This window comes from Glutamicibacter sp. NPDC127525 (assembly GCF_042672105.1).
Lineage (GTDB): Bacteria > Actinomycetota > Actinomycetes > Actinomycetales > Micrococcaceae > Glutamicibacter.
The window spans coordinates 802,328-829,072 of record NZ_JBHXVN010000001.1 but is presented as its reverse complement, the minus strand read 5'-3'; the positions used below and the strand labels follow the sequence as shown (position 1 = coordinate 829,072).

Sequence of the window (26,745 nt, the reverse complement as noted above, 5' to 3'; positions counted from 1 at the left end):
TGTTGTGGAGTCCTGCAAGCTAATTGGCAGAATAGGGCTATGACATCTGACGCAGCCGAAAAGCCCCTGGACTATTCAGAGGCGGTGCATCGCCTCGCAGCACTCGTCCCGGCAGGGGCGGTGCTCAGCTACAAGGACGTGGCAGAACTTCTCGGAAGCGGGGGAGCACGCCAAACGGGCAAGGCGATGGCAAGCGCGCCGGAAGGGACACCATGGTGGCGGATTATCCGCTCCAACGGTTCCATGGCCGATGCGCTTGCCGAAGCAGCAGAACGGCACTGGATCGCAGAAGAACTGGCAGCACCTGGCCGTCACGTGAACATGAATAGATACCGCTGGAACCCCAACGACTGGGCGTGGGAAAAAATTGACGCGCTGCGTACGGCGCTGGGCAACCCCAAAATGTCCGAGATGGATGATCAACTATGAGTATGGAAGAGACCCGAAGCCAGCCCCGCGAAGAAGCCACCTCGGTCCTTGGCCACTTGCATTCGGTGGAAAGCCCGGTCCTGGTCACTGGGGCTCCGGGTACCGGCAAGACCCATCTGCTCATCGACACCGCGGTGGCGCACCTTGACGCCGGGCTCGATCCGCAGGCCCTCTTGATCATCGGGCCAACTCGACTGACCGCTGCCTCGATCCGTGATGAGCTCAGCCGCCGAGCAGAACGGACTTTCACCGAACCGGTGGTTCGCACCTGGTCGGCTTATGCCTTTGACTTGATCCGCCGTGCCCGCGTTGAAGGACTCTTGCCCCAGCTCGAACGCATTCCCCGCTTGCTCTCCGGTCCGGAACAGGACACCCTCATCGGCCACCTGCTGGAAGGCCATGCCGAAGGCCTCACCGAAGGACCGCAGTGGCCAAGCGAACTGGCGCTGGCAGTAGGGACTCGCGGCTTCCGCAAGGAAATCCGCGAGTTCTTCGACCGTGTTTCAGAGCTGGGATTGGAACCTGCAGACATCGCTGACCTCGGCCAGCAAGCCAACCGCCCCGAATGGCACGCTGCTGCGCTGTTCTACCAGGAATACCGCGACCTGCTGGACTTGGGCAGCGCCGAAGCCTTCGACCCGGCAGGGCTGATTACCCGGGCGGCACAAATTCTGGAAGACAATGAAGCGTTCCTGCACGCAGAACAGGACCGGTTGGCCCTGATCCTCGTGGATGACCTGCAAGAAGCCACCCTGTCGCAGCACCGCCTCCTGGCTCTGCTCGGCAAGGACCGCGCCATGGTCGCTTTCGCTGCACCCGACAGCGTAGTTCAGGGATTCCGCGGTGCCCGCACCGATGAATTGCATCGTTTCGCACAGAATTACGCGAGTGCTGGCGAAGCGACCTGCCTCGAACTGACCCACGGCTATCGAATGTCTGGACAGATCACCGAGGCATGGAAACGGATCGTCAGCCGCGTGCCGCTGGCTGCAGGCTTGCGCGGACGAGCTATTGAGCCGTTGAACGTGCCGGAACACGAACTGTGCCAGGCACTGGTATTCGAGAATTCCACCTTGGAAGAACGTTTCATTGCCCAGCGGATAGTGCATCTGAACCTCTACGAGAACCGCAGCCTCGCTGAAATTGCGATTGTGGTGCGCAACGGTTCACAGGTGCGCTCCTTCAGCCGTTTTCTTGAAGGCCAGGGAATCGGCGTGCAGGTGCCGCCGGCCGAAATTCCATTGAAGGATGAAGGTGCGGTCCGTCCGCTGCTTGACCTGTTGAACTTGGCGTTCAGCGATTCTGTCACCGATGACCCGCTCCTGATGCAGAACCTGCTGCTGTCGCGTTATGGGATGAGCACTGCCTTGGAAATCCGCCGGATCCGCCAGCTCTTGCGCCAGCAGGAAGCCGCAGCCGGCGGACGCCGCTCCAGCCAGGAGTTGCTTGAATCCTGCCTGCGTGAACCGGCAATGGCCGAGAAATTGGGCAAGCCGGGTTACGGATTGAACCGGCTGCTGAAGATGTACTCCGCGCTGCAAGACGAACTGGCCAGCGGAACCGCTACACCGGAAACAGCGCTCTGGGTGATGTGGGAGGCCTCGGGCCGGGCAAAGGCCTGGCGCGAAGAGGCCCTGGGCACCGGCACTGCCGCCCGCCGCGCAGATCATGACCTGGATGCTGTCCTGTCGCTTTTCCAAGCCGCAGAACGTTTTGTGGATCAGCTTCCCGGCGCCAGCGTCCAGCAGTTCATCGAGCACATCTTGCAGCAGGAATTGCCCATGGACTCCTTGGCAACCCGTGCTGCCGGTGGGCAAACCGTCACGGTTCTCACTACCGCTGCCGCTGCCGGAAAGCAATGGCCAGTGGTCTTTATCCCCGGGCTGCAAGAAGGCTCCTGGCCCAACCTCCGGCTCCGTGGCGAGCTGCTCGGTTCCAATGCGCTCGCCGACGCCGCGGAGCATGGCATTGAATTCCTGGCCACCCGAACGCCAACGCATCTGGTACGCCAAATCCGCAACGACGAATTGCGCAGCTTCAGCAATGCCGTCTCCCGTGCTGGAGACCAGCTGATTTGCACGGCGGTCGATAACGAAGACAGCCAGCCTTCCTCTTTCCTGGATCTGGTCGAGCCACCGGGGCCAGAAGGCAGGGAACCAACCGCGGTTCCGCGCATCCGTTCGCTTCCAACCTTGGTGGCAGAGCTGCGCAGCACCGCCGAGAGAGCCAGGGCCGCCGGCCTTGGGGCAGCGCCAGCGCCGGACGATGTGGAAGCAGCTAACCTGTACCAGGACGCCACCCACGTGCTTGGACGCCTGGCTCAGGCAGAGCGCCCGGTGCGAGGAGCGCATCCAAGTTCCTGGTGGGGGTTGCGCGAACTGACTACCCATGAACCGGTTATCCCGGAAGACCAGCCTCGGCGGGTGTCACCGTCGAAGGTGGAAACCCTGGTGAAATCGCCGCTGAACTGGTTTGTGCAAAGCGCTGGTGGAACCGCTGCCCGCGATTTCGCGGCCTCCTTGGGTACGCTGATCCACTCCATCGCCGAAGAGCATCCCGATGCAAGCGGAAGCGAATACCAGCAGATCCTGGAGCAACGCTGGCCAGAGCTGGAAAAACTGGAGAACTGGGAAGGTCAAAGGGACTTCGACCGTGCCAATAGCATGCTCAAGAAGTTCGCCGCCTACTGCGTCACCATGCGCCAAGAAGGACGCGAACTGGTGGCTCGCGAGATGCCGTTCCAGATCGAGGTCCCGGCCCCTGACGGCACGCATATCCAGCTTCGCGGAATTATCGACCGCGTCGAAGCTGACGCCAACGGCAAGGTGAGGGTCGTTGACCTGAAAACCGGTTCCACTGCGCCATCCAAGGACGCAACCTTGGAACACCCGCAGCTAGGCGTCTACCAAACCGCAATCCAGCTCGGCGCGTTGCAAGATCACGAGGAAACTGCAGGACTCCCGGATGAGCCAGCCGGCGCATCCTTGGTCTACGTCGGTACCAGCACCAAGGGCGCCTCGGTCCGTGAACAACCATCAATTGGTGAAGGGGACTGGGCCCGCGCGCTCATCTTCGAAGCTGCCTCGCTGATGGGAAACAGTGAATTCATCACCCGGCACGTTTCGGGAGCCGCAGGGATCCTCGGCAACTGCACGCTGCCTGAAATCTGCCCTTTGTGCGCCCAAGGACGACAGGTCACCGAACCATGAGCAATATCAGATTCACTCCAGAAGAACTCTCCGCAGCCCTGGGCGAGCAGTTTCCGCCCACCGCGCAGCAGGCTGAGATAGTCGCTGCGCCATTGGAACCGATGCTGGTCATCGCCGGCGCCGGCTCGGGCAAGACCAAAACCATGGCGGATAAAGTCGTCTGGCTGGTAGCCAACCAGCTGGTCCGGCCGGAAGAGATTCTCGGGGTGACCTTTACCCGCAAGGCAGCGGGAGAGCTTTCCGTGCGTATCCGTGCCAAGATCGCGCAGCTTGTGGCCACCGGTCTGCTCAGCCCAGAAGAAACCCGGGACTTCCTTGACCCTGCGGTATCCACCTACCACTCCTACGCCAACACCCTGGTCCAAGACCATGGGCTGCGGCTTGGCCTTGAAGAAGACAGTGCCTTGTTGGGCGCGGCCCAATCATGGCAGGTGGCCCACTCGGTGCTGGAAAGATACACCGGCAACTACGAGCACCTGAACAGTGCCACCAGCACACTGATTGATGCCATCGTTTCCTTCAGTTCGGAAGCATCCGAGCACTTGGTCACCGCACCTGAGGCCCATCAGTGGATTGATGACCTGGTGGCACGCCTGCGCACCTTGCCGATGGACGCAGAGAAGCCCAAGAAAACTACCCAAGCAGCCCTCAAGCTCATCGACAAGCTGGCTTCACGTGCCACCATCGCTGAGTTGGCTGAAGAGTACGCCCGGGAAAAGAAGCGCCTCGGGGTGATGGACTACGGCGACTTGGTGGCCCACGCAGCGCGTATCGCCCAGGAGGTGCCGGCAGCTGCGCTCGCCGAACGGGCTAGCCACAAGGTGGTGCTGCTGGATGAATTCCAGGACACCTCGCACGCGCAGATGGTGCTCTTCTCTCAACTCTATGGCGAAGGCCATCCGGTCACCGCGGTGGGTGACCCTAACCAATCCATCTACGGATTCCGCGGGGCTAGTGCCGGTCAGCTGTTCCGATTCCCAGAAGTCTTCCCGATTGTTCGGGACACAGGCCGGGACGTCGCCCACGTGAAGCACCTGACCATCGCATGGCGCAATACCGTCAACGTGCTCGCGGCAGCGAATAGCATCACTGCCGGCGGGCCGCAGCATCAAGGCCCGGTCTCGGTCAAGCCCTTGGATTCCTCGGCGCATGCCAAGCCAGGTCGTGTGGTGCTCAACCGTTGCGCAACGGTTCGCGACGAGGCAGACGCCATAGCCGACATGATTGTTGCCGAGAATAGGGCATCTTCCGAGCCGAAGACCAGTGCGGTGCTCTCGCGAAATCGTACCCAGTTGAGCATCATGGGCGAGGTGCTCGCTGAGCGGGGCATCAAATACCAGCTCGTGGGACTATCCGGATTGCTGAGCACCCCTGAGCTCACCGACCTGGTCTCGTACCTGCACGTGCTGGTTGACCCGCTGCGCTCCGACAAGCTCATGCGCTTATTGGCTGGAGCGCGCTGGCGGCTGGGTGCCGCAGACCTGATGGCCTTCGCCGATTGGTCCCGCCAGCTGGAACGGCGGCGAGCCCGCGGGCTGCAGCCAGACCCGGCAGAAAGCGAAGAGGCGCAGAGCCCCGAAGAAGCAGTGACCGAGGCGGCCCGCGCCGAACTCAATGATGCGGCCAGCCTCGTCGAAGCACTGGACTTCCTGCCCAGGGAAGGGTGGACCAGCAATGACGGCAGGACCATTAGCGCAGCGGGCTACGAGCGCTTGGCGGCCCTGCGCGATGAACTCGCCGGCCTGCGGCTGCTGGCCAATGACGACCTTGAAACGCTGATTCGCGAGACCGAACGCGCCATGAACCTGGACATCGAGGTGGCTGCCCGTCCGTGGATATCTCGAGACAAGGCGCGAGCCAACCTCGATGCCTTCGCCGATGTGGTACGCGAATACTGCCGCAATGCGCCACGCGTTGAACTGTCCGGCTTCTTGATGTGGCTGGAACAGGCCGCCGAAAAGGAAAAGGGACTACCGCTGCCAAGCGAAGATGCTGACCCCGCGGCAGTCCAATTGCTGACGGTTCACGCGTCCAAGGGATTGGAATGGGACATCGTGGCGGTGATGACCTTGAACGACGGGGTGTTCCCGGGTTCCAAATCCGACCGGTGGACCAGCGGTGACAAAGCGCTGCCCTGGGAAATCCGTGGCGACGCCCGCGACCTGCCCCAATGGGACACCGAACAGCCGGCCTTGAAGGAACTGCTGGAAGCCGAATCGGTCTTCAAGGACCAGGTAGAGGACCACCACATTGCCGAAGAGCGTCGCCTGGCCTATGTTGCGGTGACCCGCGCCAAGTCATTGCTGATTTGCAGTAGCAGCGTCTGGACGAGCACCCGTACCAAGCCAACCGAGCCATCAGAATTCTTCACCTGTTTGCTTCCGCTGGCCGAAGGCGAGGAACCCCAGGCGGAGATCGGGGTCTGGGTGAAGGACGAAGAAGCGCCGGAACAAAACCCGAGCACTTTGACGCCCCTTGAAGCGCTGTGGCCGTACGATCCATTGGAAGGCCCCGTCGTCACGGGGGGAGTGCAAAAGACTCCATACCCGTATTCACGGCGCAATGTCATTGCGGAAGTGGCGAAGGATCTCGAATCCGTTCCAACAGATCATGAGCCGCTGACCAGCTTCGGGAGGCAGTGGGCTGAAGAAGCCGAGAAACTTCTAGGCCAGCGCGAGTTCTTGGCTGGCCGTGAGCGCAGCATCGAGGCACCAGAGCATGTGCGTGCTTCATTGTTTGTCGAGCTGGCCGAGGACCCGGTTGGGGTACTGGAAAACCTTCGACGCCCGGTGCCGCGTCGACCGGGGCTCGCTGCACGGCGCGGTACCGCGTTCCATGCCTGGATTGAAGAGTTCTACGAGAAGACGTCAATGCTTGATCTGGGAGACCTGCAGGATCCGGCAGATGGCTATCTTGATGAGGCGCTGGACCTTGAATCCATGAAGGAAGCGTTCCTATGCAGCGAATGGTCCAAGCTGCAGCCGGCCTATGTCGAGGTTCCATTGGAGACCCGTGTGGGTCCGGTGGCTGTGCGTGGCCGCATTGATGCCGTCTTCCGGATGGACGACGGTACGTGGCTGATGCTGGACTGGAAAACCGGTCGAGTTCCTAGCGGCAAGGATCTGAAGAGCAAGCTGGTCCAGCTCGCGGTGTATCGTCTGGGCTGGTCACGCCTGCACGGAATCCCGCTAGAGGAGATCAAGGCCGCCTTCTACTATGTGGCGGCGGGCATTACGATCCACGCGGAGTATCTCTCCGATGAGCAAGAACTGGAACAGATGATCAGCAGCGCGTTTGAACAGCTCGAAGGCTAGCCGCTCAGGACGCTGGGAAGTCTTTACTTCTCGGCGTCCTCAACAGGCTTGTTGTTCTTTTCAGCAGGCTCAGCCGTGCTCATTGGCCGTGCGGCAGCTGACTCGGCCTCCGCTGCATCACTATCGTGTTCGGCGGCCTTGGAGGCGGGTTCATCCTTCGCAGGCGAACTGTTCTTGGCATCAGCCTGAACAGCATCAGATTTTGGCTGGTCACCAGACTCCTCTGGCGCGGCCTGGACATTGGACGCTGTGCTTCGGGGTGTTGCGGAGTTCGGCGATTCCGCTGCCAGGGGAGTGACCTTGTCGGTGTTAATGCTTGGCGCGGCGACGGCGGCCGGCTTTTCCGGAGCCTTCTGGGCCGGTGCTTCTGGCTGGGGAGCCAAAGGGCGCGGAGCTTCCACGACCGACAATGGCTGGCCACCGTACTCCGCGATGTTCTGGTCCAATTCGCGTAGCATCTCTTCGGCCTCGGCGATGCGCTCGTAGTCCTTGGAATCCAAAGACTTCACCAGCCACTGCGCCAGCGCGAATTCGGCGGCCAGCGCGGCGCGACGCATGATGTGCGGATCCGCAGCCTTGCCGCGGGCTTCGACATAGGCGGTGAAAACGCGCTCGCTGAAGCTCTGGTCTTCTATGGCCGAAAGCCAAGCGAAGTCATCAGCGGGATCACCGACGTGCAAATCTGTCCAGCCCTTGACTGCAGTGATGCTGGAATGGGAAATCTGCAGCTGCTCTTCATCGAAGTCGCCGTGAACTACGGCAGCGTTGAAACGCCACAGCGCCACGTCCTCCATGGCGTGTTCCCAACGGCGCAGTAAACCGCTTGGCACCTTGCCCGTAGCCGCGGCTGTATCCAGTTCGTTGAGTTTGCGCTGTCGAATCTCGTCGGCAGTGTAGGTCGGCAGGCCTGCCACTTCAACAGCTTCATCTGGGATCTGGTGGATGGCAGCCATGCATTGGCCCAGCGACTTGGCCAGGTTGCTGCCGACATCAACCAATTCATCGAGGGTCGGAACGTGTCCGGGCATATCCTTGTAGACAAAGGTGCGCAGTGGGCCCTGGCGCACGGTGCCGGCTACGGCAGGCAAGGAAAACGGCAGTGAAGCGCGGACCTTGGCGGAGAAAGCGCGCAAGGCCGAAAGCTCTGCTTCCAGACGCATGCTTGCCTCGTCATGCCGAGGTGAACGAACGCGCCAGCGATGCTTGAGTGCGTCGACGATCAATGCTGAGTCAAAATCTTCTGCATCGTCGGACAGCGCCGCGAAGCCTACCGGAGTCAATCCGGGGACGGCGGCGGTGGCAATTGCGGCGAGTTCCATGGCAGTGCGTTTCACAAGTTCCACCGTATGCGAGATTCCCTTTTCTATCGTTGAATGACGCACGGAATATGGCGGGATTCACCGGCAACATTCAGAGTTGCGACGAATCTCATTGATCAACAGCTATCCACATTGAGCAAGCATCAAGATTCTGGAGCGCTATGTGCATTAGGTTAGAGGTATGGCTCTGGCAGAAACTTATCGAACCCCACTTACCGGACTTCACTTCGGACAGTCTCTGATTGAGCGCCCACTGACCGAAAAGCAAGACCCGATGCTTTTGCCTGGCCTATTTAAGCAGCGCAGCACCAAGGTGCTGCTGATCAGTGGTGGTGGCGCGGCAACTATCGGCTCTGATCTCTTCTTTCTCAACGGCACGGACTACCTCGCAAAAGACTCCGAGCGCCAGGTGTACCTGGGGCGTGCATCAGGCACGGAATACGTTCTGGCTCTCGTTGATGCCGAGGACTATGCCTCCAGCGGCATCGAGCGCTGGACGACGCTACGTGAAGGCTTCAACCTGCTCAATGAACTGCATGCAGAACTCTTCGTTGAAGCGCAGGCGATCGCCAATTGGATCCGTTCAGAGAAATTCTGCCCACGCTGCGGTTCACCCGTTAGGGCTGCCACCTTCGGGTGGGGCCAGCGTTGCGTGAACAATGACCACGAGCTTTTTCCACGTACCGACCCGGCAATCATTGCCTCGGTGATCGACAGCCAAGATCGATTGCTGCTCGGATCCAACGCCACCTTCAAGCACCGGATGTACTCGGTGCTTGCAGGATTCGTCGAAGCAGGGGAGTCCCTAGAGTCTGCTGTGCGCCGCGAGATCTTTGAAGAATCCGGTGTGCGTATTGGAGAGGTCGCCTACCGCGGTTCCCAGCCCTGGCCAATGCCGCGATCGCTGATGCTCGGTTTCGCTGCTGAAGCCTTGAGCGAAGAGCTGGTTCCGGATGGTGCAGAAATCATGGACCTTCGCTGGTTCACACGAGCCGAACTGCGTGAAGCTCTGGAATCAGGAACAATAGATATACCGCGCGGAGTCTCGATAGCCCACGCATTGATCCGTACCTGGTACGGCGAACCCCTTCCGGAGGCCCTGAGCAAGTGACCGAATACGACAATCCGCCAGCAGACAATTTGCTGGCGGGACTGGATGCTGAACAGCGGCAAGCAGCTGAAACCCTCAGCGGTCCACTGTGTATTCTGGCGGGCGCAGGAACCGGCAAGACCAGAGCAATTACCCACCGGATCGCCCACGGCGTGCATACTGGCATCTACAACCCGACCAGTGTTCTCGCGCTGACTTTCACCACGCGTGCAGCTGCGGAGATGCGTACCCGCTTGCGTCAGCTCGGCGCACCCGGCGTGCAGACGCGTACCTTCCACGCAGCTGCCTTGCGCCAGCTGCAGTACTTCTGGCCGCAGGCCGTTGGCGGTACCCTGCCGAACTTGGTAGAACACAAGGCCCCGCTCATTGCGGAGGCGGCGCGTCGCCTGCGCATTTCCAGCGACCGCGCCATGGTCCGTGATCTGGCTGCGGAAATCGAATGGGCCAAGGTCTCCATGCATACCCCGGAAAGCTACGCCAAGATTGCGTCTTCCCGAGAACTGCCCAACGGTCTCGAAGCAGTGAGCATGGCCCGCATCTTCCAAACCTACGAAGAGCTCAAAGATGACCGCGGAGTTATCGACTTTGAAGACGTACTGCTGCTGACCATTGCAATTCTTGAAGACAATGAAAAAGTCGCAGCCAGTGTACGCCAGCAGTACCGCCACTTCGTCGTCGACGAGTACCAGGACGTTTCGCCGTTGCAGCAACGGCTCCTGGATCTCTGGCTTGGCCAGCGCAACGAACTGTGCGTGGTGGGCGATGCCTCCCAGACCATCTATTCTTTCACCGGTGCACGCCCAGACTTCTTGCTGAACTTCGGCACACGGTTTCCGGAAGCAAAGGTCGTGAAGCTGGTACGCGATTACCGCTCCACTCCTGAAGTCGTGAACCTGGCGAATAAGGTGCTTGCTAATCGGCGCATTGAATCCCAAGTCCCTGACCGTAACGTGACCTGGCCCGAACCACTGGAACTCATCGCGCAACGCGATCACGGTCCGGCCCCTGAATTCTTTGAAGCGACGGATGACGAAAATGAAGCCGAGGAAGTCGCCCAGCGCATCAAGCAGCTGCTCAAAAACGGCCAGGACATCTCCGAGATTGCCATCTTGTACCGCACTAACGGGCAGTCCCAGGCTTTTGAGCAAGCACTGACGGCGTATTCCATCCCCTACGTAATGCGTGGTGCCGAGCGGTTCTTCTCCCGTCGCGAAGTCAAGGAAGGGATGCTGGCCTTGCGGGCCGGCTTGAGCGTCGCCGCAGATACTCCGGTTGCGCAGATGGTGCGCGATGTGCTCTCCTCGCACGGCTACTCGGCGAATGCCCCAAGCGGCGGCACTGGTGCGGTGCGCCAGCGTTGGGAATCGATGTCGGCACTGGTTCGCCTGGCCGACGAAGTCGTTGCGCTTAAAAAAGAACAAGACATTGATGCCACATTGCACGATGTGGTCAAGGAATTGGAAGACCGCGCAGCGATCCAGCACGCGCCAACTCTGGATGGCGTCACCTTGGCATCATTCCACGCAGCCAAGGGGCTGGAATGGGATGCTGTATTCCTGGTTGGATTGAACGAAGGCCTGGTCCCGATCTCCTATGCCAAGGACCAAGCGGGCTTCGATGAAGAACGGCGGCTGCTGTACGTGGGTATTACCCGCGCACGGAAGCACCTGTACCTGTCCTGGTCGCTGGCAAGGACCCCGGGCGGACGCGCGCACCGATACCCATCACGATTCCTCGATGGAATTAAATCGGTACGCCAAGCCAGCAGCAGGCAGCAGACCACCTACCGCAAACGCGAACAGAAAATCACGCCCGCAGTCTGCATGACCTGTGGATCCTTCTTGACCAGTGCAAAAGAGCGAAAGCTCAAACGTTGCGCCTCGTGCCCTGCTGCCTATGATGAAGCGTTGTTTGAGACTTTGCGTGAATGGCGATCGGAGGTTGCCCAATCCAACGCGGTCCCGGCATTCGTCATATTCACCGATGCAACCCTCATGTCCATCGCGGAGCACCAGCCGGATTCAATCCAGGGATTGTCGAAGATTCCCGGGGTGGGACGTAGCAAGCTTGAACGATATGGCGAGGCGGTGCTTGCGGTCGTTGACGAGCGCCGCGCATAGGGTTCTCCACAAGTTGGCGAATTGGTCCGAAGCTGTTCAGGCTAGGACGTAGCTTAGAGATCACGTAGTGAGCGGACAGGAAGGTCCCCGGCCGCTGCCATAGATGAGGAAAGAGGCGCAATGCAATGCCAGCTTTTCCAAACACCGTCGACTTCGTCGCGCCGGATGAGATTCCAGTGCGGGTTCTCCGCTCGGCCAAGCGCAAGAAGACCATTTCCTCCCAGTGGCGCGATAACCGGCTGATTATCCAAGTCCCTGCAGCGCTGGACGAAAAAACGGAACGCGCTTTCGTTGATGAGATGATCTCGAAGTATCGCAAGGGACGCCAAGCGCGTACCGCGGGTCATACCGATGATGCGCTGGAGCGCCGAGCGGCATCTCTTGACCATCAGTACTTCGCCGGCGAAGCCGCGCCGCAATCCGTGCGTTGGGTAGCCAACCAAAATAAGCGTTGGGGTTCGGCTTCATATCGGCAGCGCAGCATCCGCTTATCGGTCACGTTGCAGCATATGCCCAGCTGGGTGCAGGACTATGTTCTAGTCCACGAGCTTGCGCATCTGGTGGTCCCGCGGGCCGGCCACGGACCTAGGTTCCAGGCTTTGCTGAACCGGTTCGAACGCCGAGCGCAGGCGGATATTTTCTTGGAGGCATTCCACGCAGGCTACAACGCTCACGCCAAGGAATTGGGCCGGGCCCAGGATGAACTTTCGGGTTTCGGCCATGACGAGGAACAGTAGCTCAATGCACGAAGGAGGGATGTGCACTCGTGCACATCCCTCCTTCGAGGTTTCGATCTAATCAGTTCTTCGGATCCTCTGGATTCCCTGAACCGTCATCGCCTTCGGCTTCGGGTTCAGCGTTGTCGAAGCCGCCGTCCAGAAGCTTACCCAGTGCTGCGTCAAAGTCGTCGAACTCGGTCGCGGCAACTTCACGGCGATGCGTGAAGCCCTTGGGATCGGTGAGGTCTTCCGCGGTAGGCATCAGATCTGGGTGATCCCATACGGCATCACGGCCCTCGATTCCACGTTCGTCGTACAAGTGCTCCCACAGGGCAGCCGCTTCGCGCAGCTTGCGTGGGCGCAATTCAAGGCCAACCAGAGATGCGAAGGCAGTCTCAGCTGGGCCACCCGAAGCTCGGCGGCGACGCATCGTCTCGCGCAGGTGACCAGCAAATGGAAGGTTCTGGGCGGCCAAGGAGACCACATGATCAACCCAGCCCTCGATCAATGCCAACGTCAGTTCTAGGTTTTCTAGAGCCTTCTCCTGAGCGGGGGTGCGCTGCGGGGTGAACAATCCTTCACCCAGCATCGACTGCAGCGCTTCAGGGTTGGACGGATCGATACCGCGTACTGCTTCTTCAATGCGCGACATGTCGATATGGATGCCCCGAGCATAGGATTCCACGGCACCAATCAACTTGGAGCTTAGCCAAGGGACCCGGTTGAACAATCGTGCGTGTGCGTTCTCCCGCAGAATCACATACAGCAGGACTTCCTGCTCTGGGATTTCAAGGCCATCGCCGAACTTGCTGACGTTGGCCGCGATAATGCCTGGAGTGGTTCCTGCCAAAGGCAGGCCGATATCGGTGCCGCCAAGCACATCGGTTGCCAAGCCGCCCAGTGCAGTGCCCAGCTGCATGCCGAACATGCTGGCTCCGAGATTGCGGAACATGCCATCGGAATTGCCGAGCATGCCCTTCATCTCTTCGGGGATCTGATCCTTCATCGCGGTGGTGATTGCGTTAGCTACCGACTCGGCAACAGGCTCGGTGACCTGCTTCCAGGTGGCCAGGGTCTTGTCATACCATCGTTTACGAGTCCATGCCTCGGTCGAGCGGCCGTTCGACTCGAACACCGTAGCGTTGTTCAGCCACAGTTCAGAAAGGTTTGACGCATCGCTGATGGCGTTGTTGCGCGCGTCCGATACCGCCGGATCATCGCTGGCATATGCCTGCAAAGCGGTGTCGGATGCAAGCTTCCAGTTCACCGGACCGGAAGACGCGTTATTGCTCATCATCGCGGACATCATGGCCTGGGCCTGCTGCATCATTTTCTGCATCGCAGCCGGATCGCCTTGAGCACCAAGGGCATCACGAAGCTGCGGCGGGAGGTCATTCGGGTCGAATCCGCCACCGAAGAGCTGACCAAACATTGCAGAAAATGGGTCCTGCGGATTGTTTTCGTCGTCATCGCCGTTAGGGCGGTTATTCGGGGGGTTCTGTGCCATGCCTTTAAAACTACCGCGAGTAGCTGATAGTTCCCATGAATCTGGGCTTCAGTTCGCTTTCGGCACATCGAATACGCCTTGATGCTGATGCTTTTAAACCCAGGGCTTCAGTAGGCTAAGGGTGGGGATGTCTGCAAGGACGGATCCGCGTATTTTTTGACAGTTGGCGGGAGCAGGATCAGTGCACGTACAGGAACCACAAGACTCGACTTTGGAGCCAGGCGATTCCAGCCGCACTCCGCGAGGTTCCAAAACCATGAAACGCACCAGCTCCGGCGTCGTTGCGCTCCTCCTGATCGGCGTCATGATGTTTCTCCCGACGAATTTCATGATCCGGTCGCCTGGCCCAGTGTTTAACACTCTTGGCGAGGACAACGGGCACGATGTGGTCTCCATCAAGGGAGCCCAGTCATACCCTTCGGAGAGCGTCTTGGATCTGTTGACCATTTACGTCCAGGGTGGCGGGCAGAACCGAATCACCATACCTGTCGTACTTGAAGCATTGGTCAATTCGGCCAAGGATCTAGTTCCTGAAGAAACCATCATTTCTCGTGGTGTCTCTTCGGAAGAGAAGAATGAACAAAATGATTTCATGATGACTTCATCGCAGGACTTGGCTGTGGCAGCGGCTTTGGCCGAGCTGGATCAGGGCTTTACCGAGTGGCTTACGGTCGCTGAGTTCTCCACCGGCACGAATGAAAAAGTGCTTGAGCCCAAGGATCGCCTTCTGAAATTCGAAGGAGAGCAGATCACTTCGCTGGAACAGCTGAAGGAAGAACTGAATTCCCGCGGTGCAGAACCAGCAATCTTGACCGTTGGCAGACCGGATAAGCATGGCGTCTACAGCGACGTAGATGTCACTGTGAACACCAAGGAAGCCGAGAATGGCGAACGCCAGTTGGGTGTCTTCCTGGGCAACGAATACGAGTTCCCTATCGATGTGAGCTTCGGGTTGGAAAATGTTGGCGGTCCCAGCGCCGGCATGATGTTTGCCTTGGCGATCATTGACCGCCTGACGGAAGGCTCATTGGCGGGAGACCACCACATCGCAGGTACCGGTGAGATTTCAGCCGATGGCAAGGTCGGTCCAATCGGTGGAATCGCCCAGAAGATGGTGGCGGCGAAGAATGCCGGAGCAACCGTCTTCTTGGCCCCAGCCGACAACTGCGCTGAAGCCATAGGGCGTATTCCTGCCGGACTGGATGTCATCAAGGTTGCAACCCTGTCAGAAGCTCGCCAGGCATTGGAGAAGATCGCCGCAGGTGAAGACCCGGCGACTTTCACGACATGCGAATAGATTTAGCCGGGCATCAAGGGAAGAATGTGATGCAAGGAAACCAGTCTCGTACACAACGCCCGTACAAGAATTAGGTACACGAGTTCTCTTGTTGGGAACAACGGGAAGAACCCAAAGTAAGGAATAGATAGTGTCTTTCGGATCGGATAGTCCGTTCGGGGGTCCGCCGCGGCCCCAAGAACCACAACGACCTTCCAACCCTTCGGGCAAGAAAGCCTCGCCGCTGACCCTGACCATCTTCGCGGTGGTCATTCTCGTCGCAGTCTTCGTTTTCTTGTCGAATTTCTACGCTGATATCCTCTGGTTCAACCAGCTGGGTTTCTCCGAGGTCTACTGGACTGAGCGGATCTCCAAATTAGTGATCTTCCTGATCGCTTTGGTGCTGATGGCGGTTCCAATGTGGTTCTCGATGCGCAGTGCCTACAAGCACCGCCCTGTCTATGCGCCAAACTCGACCCGACCTGATTCCATGTCGCGCTACCAGGCCCAGCTGGAACCAGTCCGCCGATTCCTGATGGTTGGCATTCCATTGGTGATCGGCATTTTCGCTGCCGTTGCCGTGGCCGGACAGTGGCAGACCATCTTGCTGTTCTTCAACCAGGTCGGTTTCGGTAGCACTGACCCCCAGTTCAACATGGATCTGGGCTTCTTCGTTTTCTCCCTTCCATTCATCGCACTGGTCAACGGCTTCCTGATCTCGGTCGTGCTGCTCAGCGGCGTGGCTGGTCTGCTGACCCACTACCTCTACGGCGGAATCCGCGTTGAAGAGCGTGGCGGCATAACCGTTGGCAAGGCCGCTCGGGTGCACACCGCAGTTGTTGTCGGAGTCTTCTTGATCTTCCAGGCTGTGAACTTCTGGATCGGCCAGTACGAGACCCTCACCGACCAGTCCGGCCGTGTCGCCGGTGCACTGTACAAGGATGTCCACGCTGTCATCCCTGCACAGATGATTCTGGCCATTGTGGCAGTCCTTATCGCCATCACCTTCGTGATTGCGGCAATCAACGGTCGCTGGCGTTTGCCATTGATCGGCACCGCCATGCTGGTAGCAACGATGATCGTTGCCAGCGGCGTCTACCCGTTCCTGATCCAGCAGTACAAGGTGGTCCCTTCCCAAAGGGCGTTGGAGAGCGACTATATTGAGCGCAACATCGAAATGACGCGCTTGGCTTTCGGTCTCGACGATGTCGAAGTTACTGACTACGATGCGAAGATCTCGACTGAGAAGAATGCGCTGGCCGAGGAAACCTCAACCACCGCGAATATCCGCCTGCTGGATCCAAACCTGGTTTCGGCTGCTTTCGCGCAGCTGCAGCAGTTCCGCGGCTACTACACCTTCGCCGAGACCCTTAACGTCGACCGTTACGAGATCGACGGCAAGGTGGAAGATACCGTTATTGCGGCCCGTGAAGTGAACGTGGACCCAACCGACACGTGGGTGAACCAGCACATCAACTACACCCATGGCTACGGCCTGGTGGCTGCCTACGGTAACCGCGTGGCTGCCGGTGGTCGTCCGGACTTCATGCTCGGTGGCATCCCGACCTCCGGTGATTTGATTACCGACGAGGATTACGAGCCGCGGATCTACTTCGGTGAGAATTCTCCGTCCTACTCCATTGTCGGCGGGCCGGATGAGGGATGGACCGACCAGGAACTTGACCGTCCAGGTACCGGTGGCGAGAACCAAGACACCCGCTATACCTTCCAGGGCGATGGCGGTCCGAACGTTGGCAACATGTTCAACCGCTTGGTCTACGCACTGAAGTTCGCCTCCACTGACCTCTTGCTCTCACAGAACGTCAATAGCGAATCGCAGATCCTCTACGATCGTGATCCTCGCGATCGCGTGAGCAAGGTTGCTCCGTACCTGACGCTGGATTCCCAGGCTTACCCTGCCATCATTGATGGCCGCGTGCAGTGGATCATCGATGGCTACACCACCTCCAACGACTTCCCGTATTCGCAGCAGCAGCAATTGGACTCGGCAGTGACCGACTCGCTGACTAATGCGCAGGACCTGTCTTTGACCGGCCGCGTGAACTACCTGCGCAACTCGGTGAAGGCCACCGTCGACGCCTATGACGGAACGGTCAAGCTTTACGCCTGGGACACCGAAGACCCGATCCTGCAGTCCTGGCAGAAGGTCTTCCCTACGGCATTGAACCCGTTGGATGACATGTCGGCTGAGTTGATGGAGCACGTACGTTACCCTGAGGACATGTTCAAGGTGCAGCGCGAAGTGCTAACCACCTACCACGTGGACAACCCGGACGCGTTCTACGAGTCCAACGACGCGTGGGCTGTGCCGGATGATCCGACCTCATCCGCCGCTGGCGTGAAGCAGCCGCCATACTTCATGTCCTTGAAGATGCCGACCCAGGATGAAGCGTCGTTCTCGCTGACCTCGACGTTTATCCCTGCTGCCGCGGCCAACGGCCAGCAGCGCAACGTGCTCTTCGGCTTCCTTTCGGCCAACGCCGATGCCGGCTCCGAACCTGGGGCGAAGGCCGAAGACTACGGCAAGCTGCGCCTGCTCGAGCTGCCACGAGATACTGCGGTTCCTGGCCCAGGCCAAGCACAGCAGAACTTCGATACCAACACACGCGTGACCACTGAATTGAACCTGCTGCGTCAGGGTGCTTCGGAGGTCAAGAACGGCAACCTGCTGTCGCTGCCAGTTGGCGGAGGTATCCTCTACGTTCAGCCGGTCTACGTTCAGTCCTCGGGACAGACCAGCTACCCGACCTTGCGTAAGGTCCTGGTTTCCTTCGGCGACAAGGTTGGCTTCGCCGATACCTTGGCTGAAGCACTGGATGAGGTCTTCGGCGGTGAGTCCGGTGCAGTGACTGGTGAGACCGAAGGCGTTACGCCAGAGGATGATCCAAAGGGCGAGAAGGAACCAACCAAGACTGATACCCAGAAGCTCTCCGAAGCTCTGGCTGATGCGAATGAAGCCATCAAGAATGGCCAGGAAGCGCTGGCCAAGAGTGACTTCGGAGCCTACGGCGAATCGCAGAAGCAGTTGGAGGATGCCTTGACCCGCGCGATGGACGCAGATGCGGCCATCAACGGCACCGAGGTTGACGGGGATGTGAAACTGGACGACGGACAAAATCAGGACGCAGCCCAATCGCCAGCACCCCAGGACGGTGCTGAAGGCTAAGCACTAGCATCAGCTGACCGATTTGCTTTCACTCCGCGATGATGCAAGAATTATCTAGTCATCGCGGGGTGGAGCAGTTCGGTAGCTCGCCGGGCTCATAACCCGGAGGTCGCAAGTTCAAATCTTGCCCCCGCCACGAATGGCAAAATGGAGATCCTAACGGATCTCCATTTTGCGTTAATCTGCAAGTTGCCCGTTGCCGGATCAGTACCCGTGAATTGATGCGGGAACTGCCGTCAACCCATGTACGGGAAGGGGGCGGTCGCCGGCATATGTGTAAGTTGGGGCCGAAGGCTGACGCAGTTCCAGGCCTACCGCAGGGCCCCGGGCGCTGGAAGGCCCGAGAATCTTCCCCTGAGCGGGCTAGGGTGATCGCAGCAGACTCTCAGGCACCTTGTGGCGACGGGCTACCCGCCGGAGTGTGCAATCATGCGGCGGAAGACCCCTGGGGTCTTTGAAACCCGGGTAACGCCGGGCCAAGGCATCTGGATATAACCAAAGGATAATTCGGATCAGGTCGGACATTTAGGCGTAGTGCGATTAAGGACACTCTTTTCGATTCGCTATTGAGTTCACCAGTTGGTAATGTTGTATTTACCGACGCGGGGTGGAGCAGTTCGGTAGCTCGCCGGGCTCATAACCCGGAGGTCAGAGGTTCAAATCCTCTCCCCGCCACGAAAGTGGAAACGGAGATCCGGAAGGGTCTCCGTTTTTGGTTTAACCGGACTTCTCAGGCCTGCGCCAATGGGCGACCGTGGCGTTTATTTTGGGCTATAGGCAATAAAGTGTGTCTGACCCGGGCGTGTTCCCGGGCCAGACAACCTTAAAACCCTGCTCTAGTAGATATTCCTCATCCACTCACTGCGAATGAATTGCCCATCCTCAGTGCTGGCGCCAGTGCCATAAAGCTCCGGGCCGATTGGTGCTTCATCAACTATGTGCTGCGCCTTCTTCTTCGCTTCGGGAGTGTAATGCTCCGGGCGCAACAGTGTCCGCAAGGCCGGGTGGTTCCCGTCATCCGCATGCGTCCAGCAGAACCACTCGCACGCCCGCCGGCGATGCTCAATGGGCATCCCTCGGTGATAGAAAATCATGGCCCGGATGCCGGAGTTCACCGCACCTTCAATCATGTTCGTCGTCGCGTTGATCCCCAAGCCGTTCAGATCTGTATCCAGGTAGGTGAACAGGTGCCCGCGTCGCAGGGCGTTGTTCATGGACTCGTAGGCGCTGCGTAGCCGATCGTGGGTGTACCACCACTTGCGGTTGCGTCGCAGGCCCCGCGGCCAGGCACCGGACCAGTCAGCAGCGTAGGTGCGTTCATTGATCAGCTCGTGGTTTTCGGCATGCCACGCAGCGAAGGCGGCAATCCATTCTGCTGCGGCTTCCTGCGTCTGGATTTTCGTGAGTTTCAGGCTCAATCGACGTAATGACTTCCCTGCAGGCAAACGCGGATTCAGGGTCAGGTAGGTGCGCACGTTGCGCTGGATATGCACCAAGCAGCGTTGAATTTTCACGTTCGGCCAGAACTCTTTGAGCGCTTTCATCAGGCCTGATCCGCCGTCGGTCACCACGACTTTTGGTTCGGGGAAATGCTGCAGCAACACGGTCCAGGCCTCGGCTTTTTCGCGGTCGCACCACTGCCATCCGATGACACGTCCGTGAGCGATGGCGATCAGCAGGCACCAGCCGTGGCGCAGATAGATGCCGTCGACTTGGATCTCGTCGAAGACTTCGCCGGTGTGATGCAGGTAGGGGTGCACGTTCCAGCACCAAGCGGTCTGATGCCGGAAGGTGCGGCCGGTTCCGCCGCCGAATTCGGCTTGGGAATGTTTGCTCATCAGCCAGGTGACGAAGCCGGTGAGTTGGTTGCGGGCGGTGGTGTCTTCGCGTTTGAAAACGGTGCTGGCATTGCAGGTGATGCAGCGCCAGCGCTGGGTTCCTTTGGAGGTGGTTCCGTTTTTCTTCAGTCGGGAATGACAGATAATACAAGTATGGGATTGTCCAGTAAGCTTCACACTTATGGATTCAATACCCATGTGAACCTTGATCCTGCCCCGGCTGTCCGGGGCAGGATCAGGTTTTCAGACACACTTTATTGCCTATAGCCCTTTATTTTTATTCAAGCTCGCCGGATGGGTCTGAAAAGCTTTCCCTTCATCCGGGGGAGAGCCTGTGCAGAGTTGGGCGGTTGCCCCCGCTTCGCGAGCCGGGGGTGTCCTGGTGATGCAATGCACTATCCCAGGATTGGCCAAGTCATTCACTGATTGGTAATGTTGTATTTACCGACGCGGGGTGGAGCAGTTCGGTAGCTCGCCGGGCTCATAACCCGGAGGTCAGAGGTTCAAATCCTCTCCCCGCCACGAAAGTGGAAACGGAGATCCGGAAGGGTCTCCGTTTTTGGTTTAATTGGATTTCTCAGGACGGCGCCAACGGGTGAGCGTGGCCAAGCGCCAGTAGGCACATGATCGACTTCCCGATGGGGGAGCAACTAATATGTCCGCATTCACTGGGCCGAGGCGGACAGGCAGCGGACCCATGGCGTTGATTTTGTTTCGAGCCCGCCGGATGGTCCTGAAAAGCTTTCCCTTGACCCTGTGGAGATGCCGTGGGGAGTGGGGCGATTTCCCCGCTTCATGAGCCAGGGGTCTCTTGGTGACGCAATGCACTATCCCAGGATTGGCCAAGTCATTCACTGATTGGTAATGTTGTATTTACCGACGCGGGGTGGAGCAGTTCGGTAGCTCGCCGGGCTCATAACCCGGAGGTCAGAGGTTCAAATCCTCTCCCCGCCACGAAAGTGGAAGCGGAGATCCGGAAGGGTCTCCGCTTTTGGTTTAAGCATTAAAGAAGTTGGCTGGCAATGCTTTCGCACTGCCAGCCAATTGACACAGTTCAGAGAGCAGAAAGTTTAGCTCTCCAAAGCATCGGTTTGTTTGGCCTTCAGAGCGGCCAGACGGGCTTCCACCTCGGTCTGCTCACCCAGATCTTCCAGAGACTCGAACTGGGAGTCCAGGCTTGATGCCTGCAATTCTGCAGCACCGCGAACGCGGGCTTCTTCGCGACGAACCTTTTCTTCGAAGCGACCAATTTCGCTGGACGGATCCATGATGTTCACGGACTTGATGGCTTCATTGACCTGGTTTTGAGCGTGTGCCGACTTGGAACGGGCGACCAGCTCGTCGCGCTTGCTTGCCAGTTCGGTACGCTTTTCCTTCATCATGTTCAAGCCGCTTTTGAGCTTGTCCACGATCTCGCGTTGCGAAGCGATCGTCGGCTCGGCGGTCTTCATCTCGGACTCGGCCTGCATCTGGCGCTGGATGGCGACCTTAGCCAAGTTGTCGAACTTCGAGGCATCATCGGCATTGCCTGCAACACGGAACTCTTCTGCCTTGTTGGATGCTGCCAGAGCCTTGTTGCCCCACTCGGAAGCTGCCTGCTCGTCTTCGCGGAAGTCGTCTTCCAGCATGCGCAAGTTGCCGATGGTCTGGGCAATCGCCTGCTCTGCTTCAGCAATATTGTCGTTGTAGTCGCGCACCATCTGATCCATCATTTTCTGGGGATCTTCAGCTGAGTCGAGCATTGCATTGATATTGGCCTTGGCCAACTGGGAAATGCGTCCGAAGATTGACTGCTTGATCATGGTTGGACCTTTCTGTCCGTCAAGAAAACACTATGAACTTGAAACCTTCTGGTGAAACTGGTCCGGCAAGCTAGAAGTTGCCGCCTCCTCCGCCTCCGAAGTCACCTCCTCCAAAGCCGCCTCCGCCGCCGCCGAAGCCACCGAAGCCGCCCCCGCCAAAGAAACCTCCACCGTCGCCGCCATCGGAATGACCGCCATGGCCTCCGCCGCCGAGGATGGTATTGATCAGGATGCCTCCGAGCATCGCGCCACCGATGCCATCAAACATCCCGCCCCCGCGGCCACGGCCGTAGTTCCCGTAACCGCGCGAGTCGCCGAAGCCGTCGAATCCGCTGACGTCGCTTTCGGCCATCTGCGCAGCTTGGTCAGCTAGCTGAATGGCACGCTGTGCGGAACCTACAGCACGCAGCGGATCGCTGCCAGAAAGCGAGCGCGCCTCATCGAAGGTGCGCTGCGCCTCAGCAAGGCGGGTTCGAGCTGAAGAGCGGACGCCGCCGCGACGGGCACGGATGTAATCGTCGGTACCGCTGATGCGCGACGCTGCGGTGTGCAGCAACGAATCCAGTTGTGCACGGGCTGATTGTTCCTGCTGAGCCTGGTTACGCGTACTTGAAAGAGCTTCTGAAAGCGGGCGAACGGACTCATCGAGCTGGGTGATCAAAGCCAGCGGGTTGTATTTGCCGCTGCTCAGTGCTTGCTTGGTATTCGCCAGAGTGCTTTCGACACCGGCCGCGGCGCTGGAAAGGCGGGGATTTGCTCCGTTGCCAACGAAGGCGTTCGCTTGAGCCAGGTCGCGTTCGGCCAGCGCGATTGCGGACTTCAAGTCTTGCTGGGCCTGCCCCAAGGCTTCGCCAGCCTTGTTGATGGCCTTGAGCAGCACATCGGCCTGGTCGTGGGCTTCTTCCGCATTCTGGATCAAGATCGCGGCATTGGATCGGTCAGTGGCCAGTTTCTCTGATGCCTGCTTCAAGGCGGAAGAAGCAAAGGTCAGGCGCTCGGCGGCCTGGTCGGCGTTGTCCTTGATCTGCGATACTGCGCTGGCGTCATATTGGCCGGCAAGGCGTTCCAAGTCTGCCACGCGGGCCGACAGCCTCTGGTTGAGCGGTTCCTGGTTCGCCGATACCTCAGTAATGCGATCCTCGGCATTCTGCTCCAGCTGGCGCAATTGCTTGAACTCGTCAGCATGGGCCTGCAGGGAACTGTTGACCTTCTTGCAACGGTCGATGATTTCATTCAACCATGAACGCTGATCTTGCTCGGTATCGGGGATATCGTCATCCAACTGCTGCTGCAGGCGGAAAGATTCAGTCAGGTGGTTCTTGGCTTGTTCAATATCCTCCACATAGACCTGGACAGCCTGCTTGCCGTATTGTGCTTCGGCGAAGCCCAATTCTTGCTGCGAAGAACGGATCGAGTCATCTGCAGCCACCAGCAATTGGTCTGCCTGCAAACGGAGCTTGTCCAGGGGGACCAGCTGCTGCTGCGGAGCAGGGGCGCCGTACTGTCCTGGGTGTTGGCCTTGGCTCTGGCCGAGCTGCGCGGTCTTCTTCTTGCTGCGCCGTGAAAGGAAAAGGAACCCAACCACAGCAACGGCACCAATGGCCAGGACGACGGTTAGGAAACCTCCGCCAGAGGATGAACCATCTGGGCTGTCCCCACCTTCAACGCTGCGCATGCCAGCGATGGCCCCCTCGACTGCACCGGCCCAGTTTTTCTCACTGAGTGCCGGGCTGATTTGGCTGCTGTAGATTTCAGTATCGGCTTTGGCAATCGGACCGCCTTCGGCGCCAGCAAAATATGCTTGGCGGGTCTCGGTTGCCACCACCAGGATGGAGTCAGCGCTGCCCAAACCCTTTTGGTTGGCAACTTCGGCGGCCCATTGATCAGCCTGGCCTGGGTTGGAGAACTCGTCGACGAATATCGCAAACAGGTTTAGTCCGGTATTGCTGCGAAGTTCCTTAATTTCGGATTCCAAACGCGCTTCGTCGGAGCCGAGCACGCCTGAAGAATCGACGACGAAGTCGCCAGGTGGAATCGTTACAGGCGATTCAGCCATCGCAGGTGCCGATAAGCCGAAAGAGGCTACCGTTGCCAATACTGCTCCAGCAATGAGCCGTCGAGCTTTCATACGCATGTCTTGTTCCCCACCTGAAATGCATCAGTCAATCTAAAATCGGGAGAATCCCGATCTGGTGATCCCCGAGATTGGGTTCACACTTATGATTGATTCTATTTGCCCTAATGAACAACGTCTACGACATTCAGCTGGCAGAATAGTTAACTCACAGCCGGTGCTCAGACACCACAATTCGATGCCACAGACCAGAGTTGGATAATAGAACTCAAGAGATTCGACAGTTCGAAAGAGGCAAGCCATGAGCCAGACACCGAATGAGCCACGTGGGAACGATGCGGGCGATTCAGCAGAGCCAATTAACGACACCAATAACGACCCAATTGCTTCGGCCGAACCTACGGTGCGCTACCCGCGAGTGAATCAGGCTCCAAGCGCCAGCGAGAATCCAACCAGCGTTTACCCCGCGCCGTCCGTTGACAGAACGCAGAACGCGGCCCACTCCCACGGACAGCATTCCGACGCCCAGCAAGTCCAGAACGGCTCTCCCTACGGTTCCCCTTACGGCCCTCCGTCCAACGAGCCTGCGAATTACCCGATCCCGCCCGAGAAGCCTTCCAAGGACAAGAAGTCCTTCTCTGGCAGCACGCTCATCGCCGGAATGATTGCCGCGGCCTTGGTAGGTGGCGTCACTGCCGCTGGCACGACCTACCTGATGAATGACGACGCGGGGTCTTCCTCGGTGAGCAGTTCGCCGCGTGAGGGCGTGGTGATCAACAACCCGGACAAGGTCACCGAAGTCACCGCCGCTGCCGCCAAGGCAAGCCCAAGCGTGGTGACCATCGAGGTTTCCGGCAACGGTTCTGGCGGTTCCGGATCGGGCATCGTCATGGACGACAAGGGCAATATTCTGACCAACACCCACGTGGTTACCCTGGGTGGCGAAGTTGCCAATCCCAAAATTTCGGTCCAGATGAACGACGGTTCGGTGCATAGTGCCACCGTGGTAGGCACAGATCCTCTATCGGACCTGGCAGTCATCAATATCCAGGCCGACGGCCTGGTGCCTGCCGCCGTGGGTTCCTCGGCCGAGCTGAATGTCGGGGATACCGCTGTCGCCATCGGCGCACCGCTGGGTCTAAGCGGCACCGTCACCGACGGCATCATTTCCACCTTGAACCGCACCATCTCCATCGCTTCTTCGGCCGTTCCGAAGGAAAGCGACCAGAGCGAGAGCGGGGATGGCAACCAATTCAACTTCCAATTCCCGGGACAGGAACAAGAGCAGCAGCGTTCAAGCGGTTCGATCTACGTAAACGTCATCCAGACTGACGCGGCGATCAACCACGGCAATTCCGGCGGCGCATTGGTCAACGCCAATGGTGAAATCATTGGTGTCAACGTTGCTATTGCCTCGGCAGGCAACAGTGAAGAAGGCGGATCGATTGGCGTTGGCTTCGCGATCCCTATCGACTACGCAAAGCGTGTTGCCCAGGAACTGATCGATAACGGCGTGGCTACCCACGGTCTGCTCGGAGCCACGGTGACCCCGCAGGGCGCAGCTGGATCGAACCAGCAGAACGCTTCGGCGTTCTCGGTGGGTGCCCGCGTTGTTGAAATTAGCCCTGACTCGGCAGCTGATAAGGCCGGTCTGAAGTCCGGTGACGTGATCACCGGCGTCAACGGCCGTGCAGTCCAGGACTCGCAGACCGTGACCGCGGCCATCCGCGAGATTCCAGCCGGGGGAGAAGTGGAAATCAGCTACCTTCGCAATGGCAAGGAACAGACCGCAACAGCAACTGTCGGAGCGCTGTCAAATAACTAAACAAATCGTCATGATGACGCTGTGAAACAAGTAACGCGGGCTGGTGATCGACTAGCCCGCGTCACTTGTTGATCTGAGAGCGATAAACACCCAGTGAACTGCATTGTGTCGATACGATAGACACTGAAGGAATTAGCCTGCCCCGGTGCCCCGCACCGGTGCGGGCATCGAAGCTCGTAGGAAGGCGCGAATGAGCGAGGAAAGCACCACTCCACTGAAAATAGTGGTCCTGGTCAAACACGTCCCAGATGTTCAATTTGACCGTCATATCGATTCGGGAACGCTGCGCCTTGACCGTGCAGAATCAGTACTCTCCGAACTTGACGAATACGCCGTGGAAGCTGCTGTTTCCATCGTGGAAGCCAACGGCGGATTCGCCGCCGGGCATGAAGTCATCGCCGCGACCATGGGCGGCAAGGGATCGGGCAACTCCGTCAAGAAGGCCCTGCAGATGGGTGCCAGCTCAGGGCTGCATCTGAACGATGACGCCTTGGCCGGTTCCGACACCATTGCCACGTCGAAAGCGCTTGCGGCGCTGGTTGAGCATGCCGGCAACGTGGACCTGGTTATTACCGGGATGTCCTCGACCGACGCTGAAACCTCGGTTGTTCCAGCCCAGCTCGCAGAACGGCTGGGCTTTGCGCAGCTGACTCACGCGCTGGCCGTTGAGTTCGATGCCGCACAGCGTGAACTGGCCATTAAGCGCGATCACCTGGACCGCACTTTGACCCTGAAGGCGAACCTGCCGGCAGTGCTCTCGGTCACCGACCAGGCCAACGAGCCGCGCTACCCGAATTTCAAGGCAATCATGGCTGCCAAGAAGAAGACTGTCACCGAGCTGGACCTGGCCGCTATCGGCCTGGATGCAGCCGCGGTCGGCGCCCTCGGCTCGAACACCGAAGTTATCGCAGCTGAAGCCCGCCCTGCGCGCCAAGCCGGAACGGTCATCAACGACAGCGGCCAGGCAGGTATCGCCTTGGTTGATTTCTTGGCCGAACAGAAGCTGATCTAAGGA

15 protein-coding genes and 4 tRNA genes are annotated in these 26,745 nt (G+C 58.9%); 14 read left to right on the top strand and 5 right to left on the bottom strand.

Annotation, left to right across the window (positions count from 1 at the left end; all coding sequences use genetic code 11):
* Positions 1-39 precede the first annotated feature (39 nt).
* Genes ACFVHU_RS03775 through ACFVHU_RS03765 form a run of 3 tightly spaced genes read left to right on the top strand, consistent with a single transcriptional unit; the run spans position 40 to position 6,952 of the window.
* Complete coding sequence (locus ACFVHU_RS03775; protein WP_166650728.1) at positions 40-429, top strand: MGMT family protein; 390 nt, start codon at positions 40-42, stop codon at positions 427-429.
* Complete coding sequence (locus ACFVHU_RS03770; RefSeq protein ID WP_133833705.1) at positions 426-3,638, top strand: ATP-dependent DNA helicase; 3,213 nt, start codon at positions 426-428, stop codon at positions 3,636-3,638. Before ACFVHU_RS03775 ends, ACFVHU_RS03770 begins: the two co-directional genes overlap by 4 nt.
* Positions 3,635-6,952 (top strand): ATP-dependent DNA helicase, encoded by a 3,318-nt coding sequence (locus ACFVHU_RS03765; RefSeq protein ID WP_105661508.1) that lies wholly within the window; start codon positions 3,635-3,637, stop codon positions 6,950-6,952. The genes ACFVHU_RS03770 and ACFVHU_RS03765 overlap by 4 nt, the downstream gene beginning before the upstream one ends.
* Positions 6,953-6,975: 23 nt before the next feature.
* Here ACFVHU_RS03765 and ACFVHU_RS03760 read toward each other — a convergent pair whose 3' ends face one another.
* On the bottom strand, positions 6,976-8,286 hold the full coding sequence (locus ACFVHU_RS03760) for a phosphotransferase (protein WP_105657502.1): 1,311 nt from the start codon (positions 8,284-8,286) through the stop codon (positions 6,976-6,978).
* Positions 8,287-8,452: 166 nt separating this feature from the next.
* On the opposite strand from ACFVHU_RS03760, the gene nudC reads away from it, so the two are divergent.
* From nudC to ACFVHU_RS03745, 3 genes are all read left to right on the top strand, one after another.
* A complete protein-coding gene (gene nudC, locus ACFVHU_RS03755; protein WP_105657501.1) occupies positions 8,453-9,382 on the top strand; it encodes an NAD(+) diphosphatase in 930 nt (309 codons plus the stop codon).
* On the top strand, positions 9,379-11,502 hold the full coding sequence (locus ACFVHU_RS03750; RefSeq protein WP_105661506.1) for an ATP-dependent DNA helicase UvrD2: 2,124 nt from the start codon (positions 9,379-9,381) through the stop codon (positions 11,500-11,502). Before nudC ends, ACFVHU_RS03750 begins: the two co-directional genes overlap by 4 nt.
* 125 nt (positions 11,503-11,627) lie before the next feature.
* On the top strand, positions 11,628-12,239 hold the full coding sequence (locus ACFVHU_RS03745) for a SprT-like domain-containing protein (protein ID WP_388022541.1): 612 nt from the start codon (positions 11,628-11,630) through the stop codon (positions 12,237-12,239).
* A 61-nt stretch (positions 12,240-12,300) separates the two neighbouring features.
* Here the strand turns inward: ACFVHU_RS03745 and ACFVHU_RS03740 are convergent, their stop codons facing one another.
* The gene (locus ACFVHU_RS03740; protein WP_105661504.1) at positions 12,301-13,728 is read right to left on the bottom strand and encodes a zinc-dependent metalloprotease; all 1,428 of its coding nucleotides are present in this window, start codon (positions 13,726-13,728) and stop codon (positions 12,301-12,303) included.
* 349 nt (positions 13,729-14,077) lie between these two features.
* Between ACFVHU_RS03740 and ACFVHU_RS03735 the strand changes: the two genes are divergently transcribed.
* From ACFVHU_RS03735 to ACFVHU_RS03720, 4 genes are all read left to right on the top strand, one after another.
* Entirely contained in the window at positions 14,078-15,025 is a 948-nt protein-coding gene (locus tag ACFVHU_RS03735; protein ID WP_181149012.1) for a PDZ domain-containing protein, read from the top strand.
* 130 nt (positions 15,026-15,155) lie between these two features.
* Complete coding sequence (locus tag ACFVHU_RS03730; protein WP_105657496.1) at positions 15,156-18,191, top strand: UPF0182 family protein; 3,036 nt, start codon at positions 15,156-15,158, stop codon at positions 18,189-18,191.
* Between the two features lie 62 nt (positions 18,192-18,253).
* Positions 18,254-18,327, top strand: a tRNA-Met gene (locus ACFVHU_RS03725).
* Between the two features lie 465 nt (positions 18,328-18,792).
* Positions 18,793-18,866 (top strand) — tRNA-Met (locus ACFVHU_RS03720).
* Between the two features lie 161 nt (positions 18,867-19,027).
* On the opposite strand, the gene ACFVHU_RS03715 is transcribed toward ACFVHU_RS03720, so the two are convergent.
* Positions 19,028-20,227, bottom strand: a complete 1,200-nt coding sequence (locus tag ACFVHU_RS03715; protein WP_388022536.1) for an IS1249 family transposase — start codon at positions 20,225-20,227, stop codon at positions 19,028-19,030.
* A gap of 250 nt (positions 20,228-20,477) precedes the next feature.
* On the opposite strand from ACFVHU_RS03715, the gene ACFVHU_RS03710 reads away from it, so the two are divergent.
* Positions 20,478-20,551 (top strand) — tRNA-Met (locus ACFVHU_RS03710).
* A gap of 358 nt (positions 20,552-20,909) precedes the next feature.
* Positions 20,910-20,983, top strand: a tRNA-Met gene (locus tag ACFVHU_RS03705).
* Positions 20,984-21,099: 116 nt separating this feature from the next.
* Here the strand turns inward: ACFVHU_RS03705 and ACFVHU_RS03700 are convergent.
* Positions 21,100-21,831 (bottom strand): PspA/IM30 family protein, encoded by a 732-nt coding sequence (locus ACFVHU_RS03700; protein ID WP_105656844.1) that lies wholly within the window; start codon positions 21,829-21,831, stop codon positions 21,100-21,102.
* A gap of 70 nt (positions 21,832-21,901) precedes the next feature.
* Positions 21,902-23,965, bottom strand: coding sequence for a TPM domain-containing protein (locus tag ACFVHU_RS03695; RefSeq protein WP_388022531.1), 2,064 nt, complete (start codon positions 23,963-23,965; stop codon positions 21,902-21,904).
* 241 nt (positions 23,966-24,206) lie between these two features.
* Between ACFVHU_RS03695 and ACFVHU_RS03690 the strand changes: the two genes are divergently transcribed.
* Complete coding sequence (locus tag ACFVHU_RS03690; RefSeq protein WP_388022528.1) at positions 24,207-25,730, top strand: S1C family serine protease; 1,524 nt, start codon at positions 24,207-24,209, stop codon at positions 25,728-25,730.
* Between the two features lie 190 nt (positions 25,731-25,920).
* Positions 25,921-26,742 (top strand): electron transfer flavoprotein subunit beta/FixA family protein, encoded by an 822-nt coding sequence (locus ACFVHU_RS03685; RefSeq protein WP_181149011.1) that lies wholly within the window; start codon positions 25,921-25,923, stop codon positions 26,740-26,742.
* Positions 26,743-26,745 lie beyond the last annotated feature (3 nt).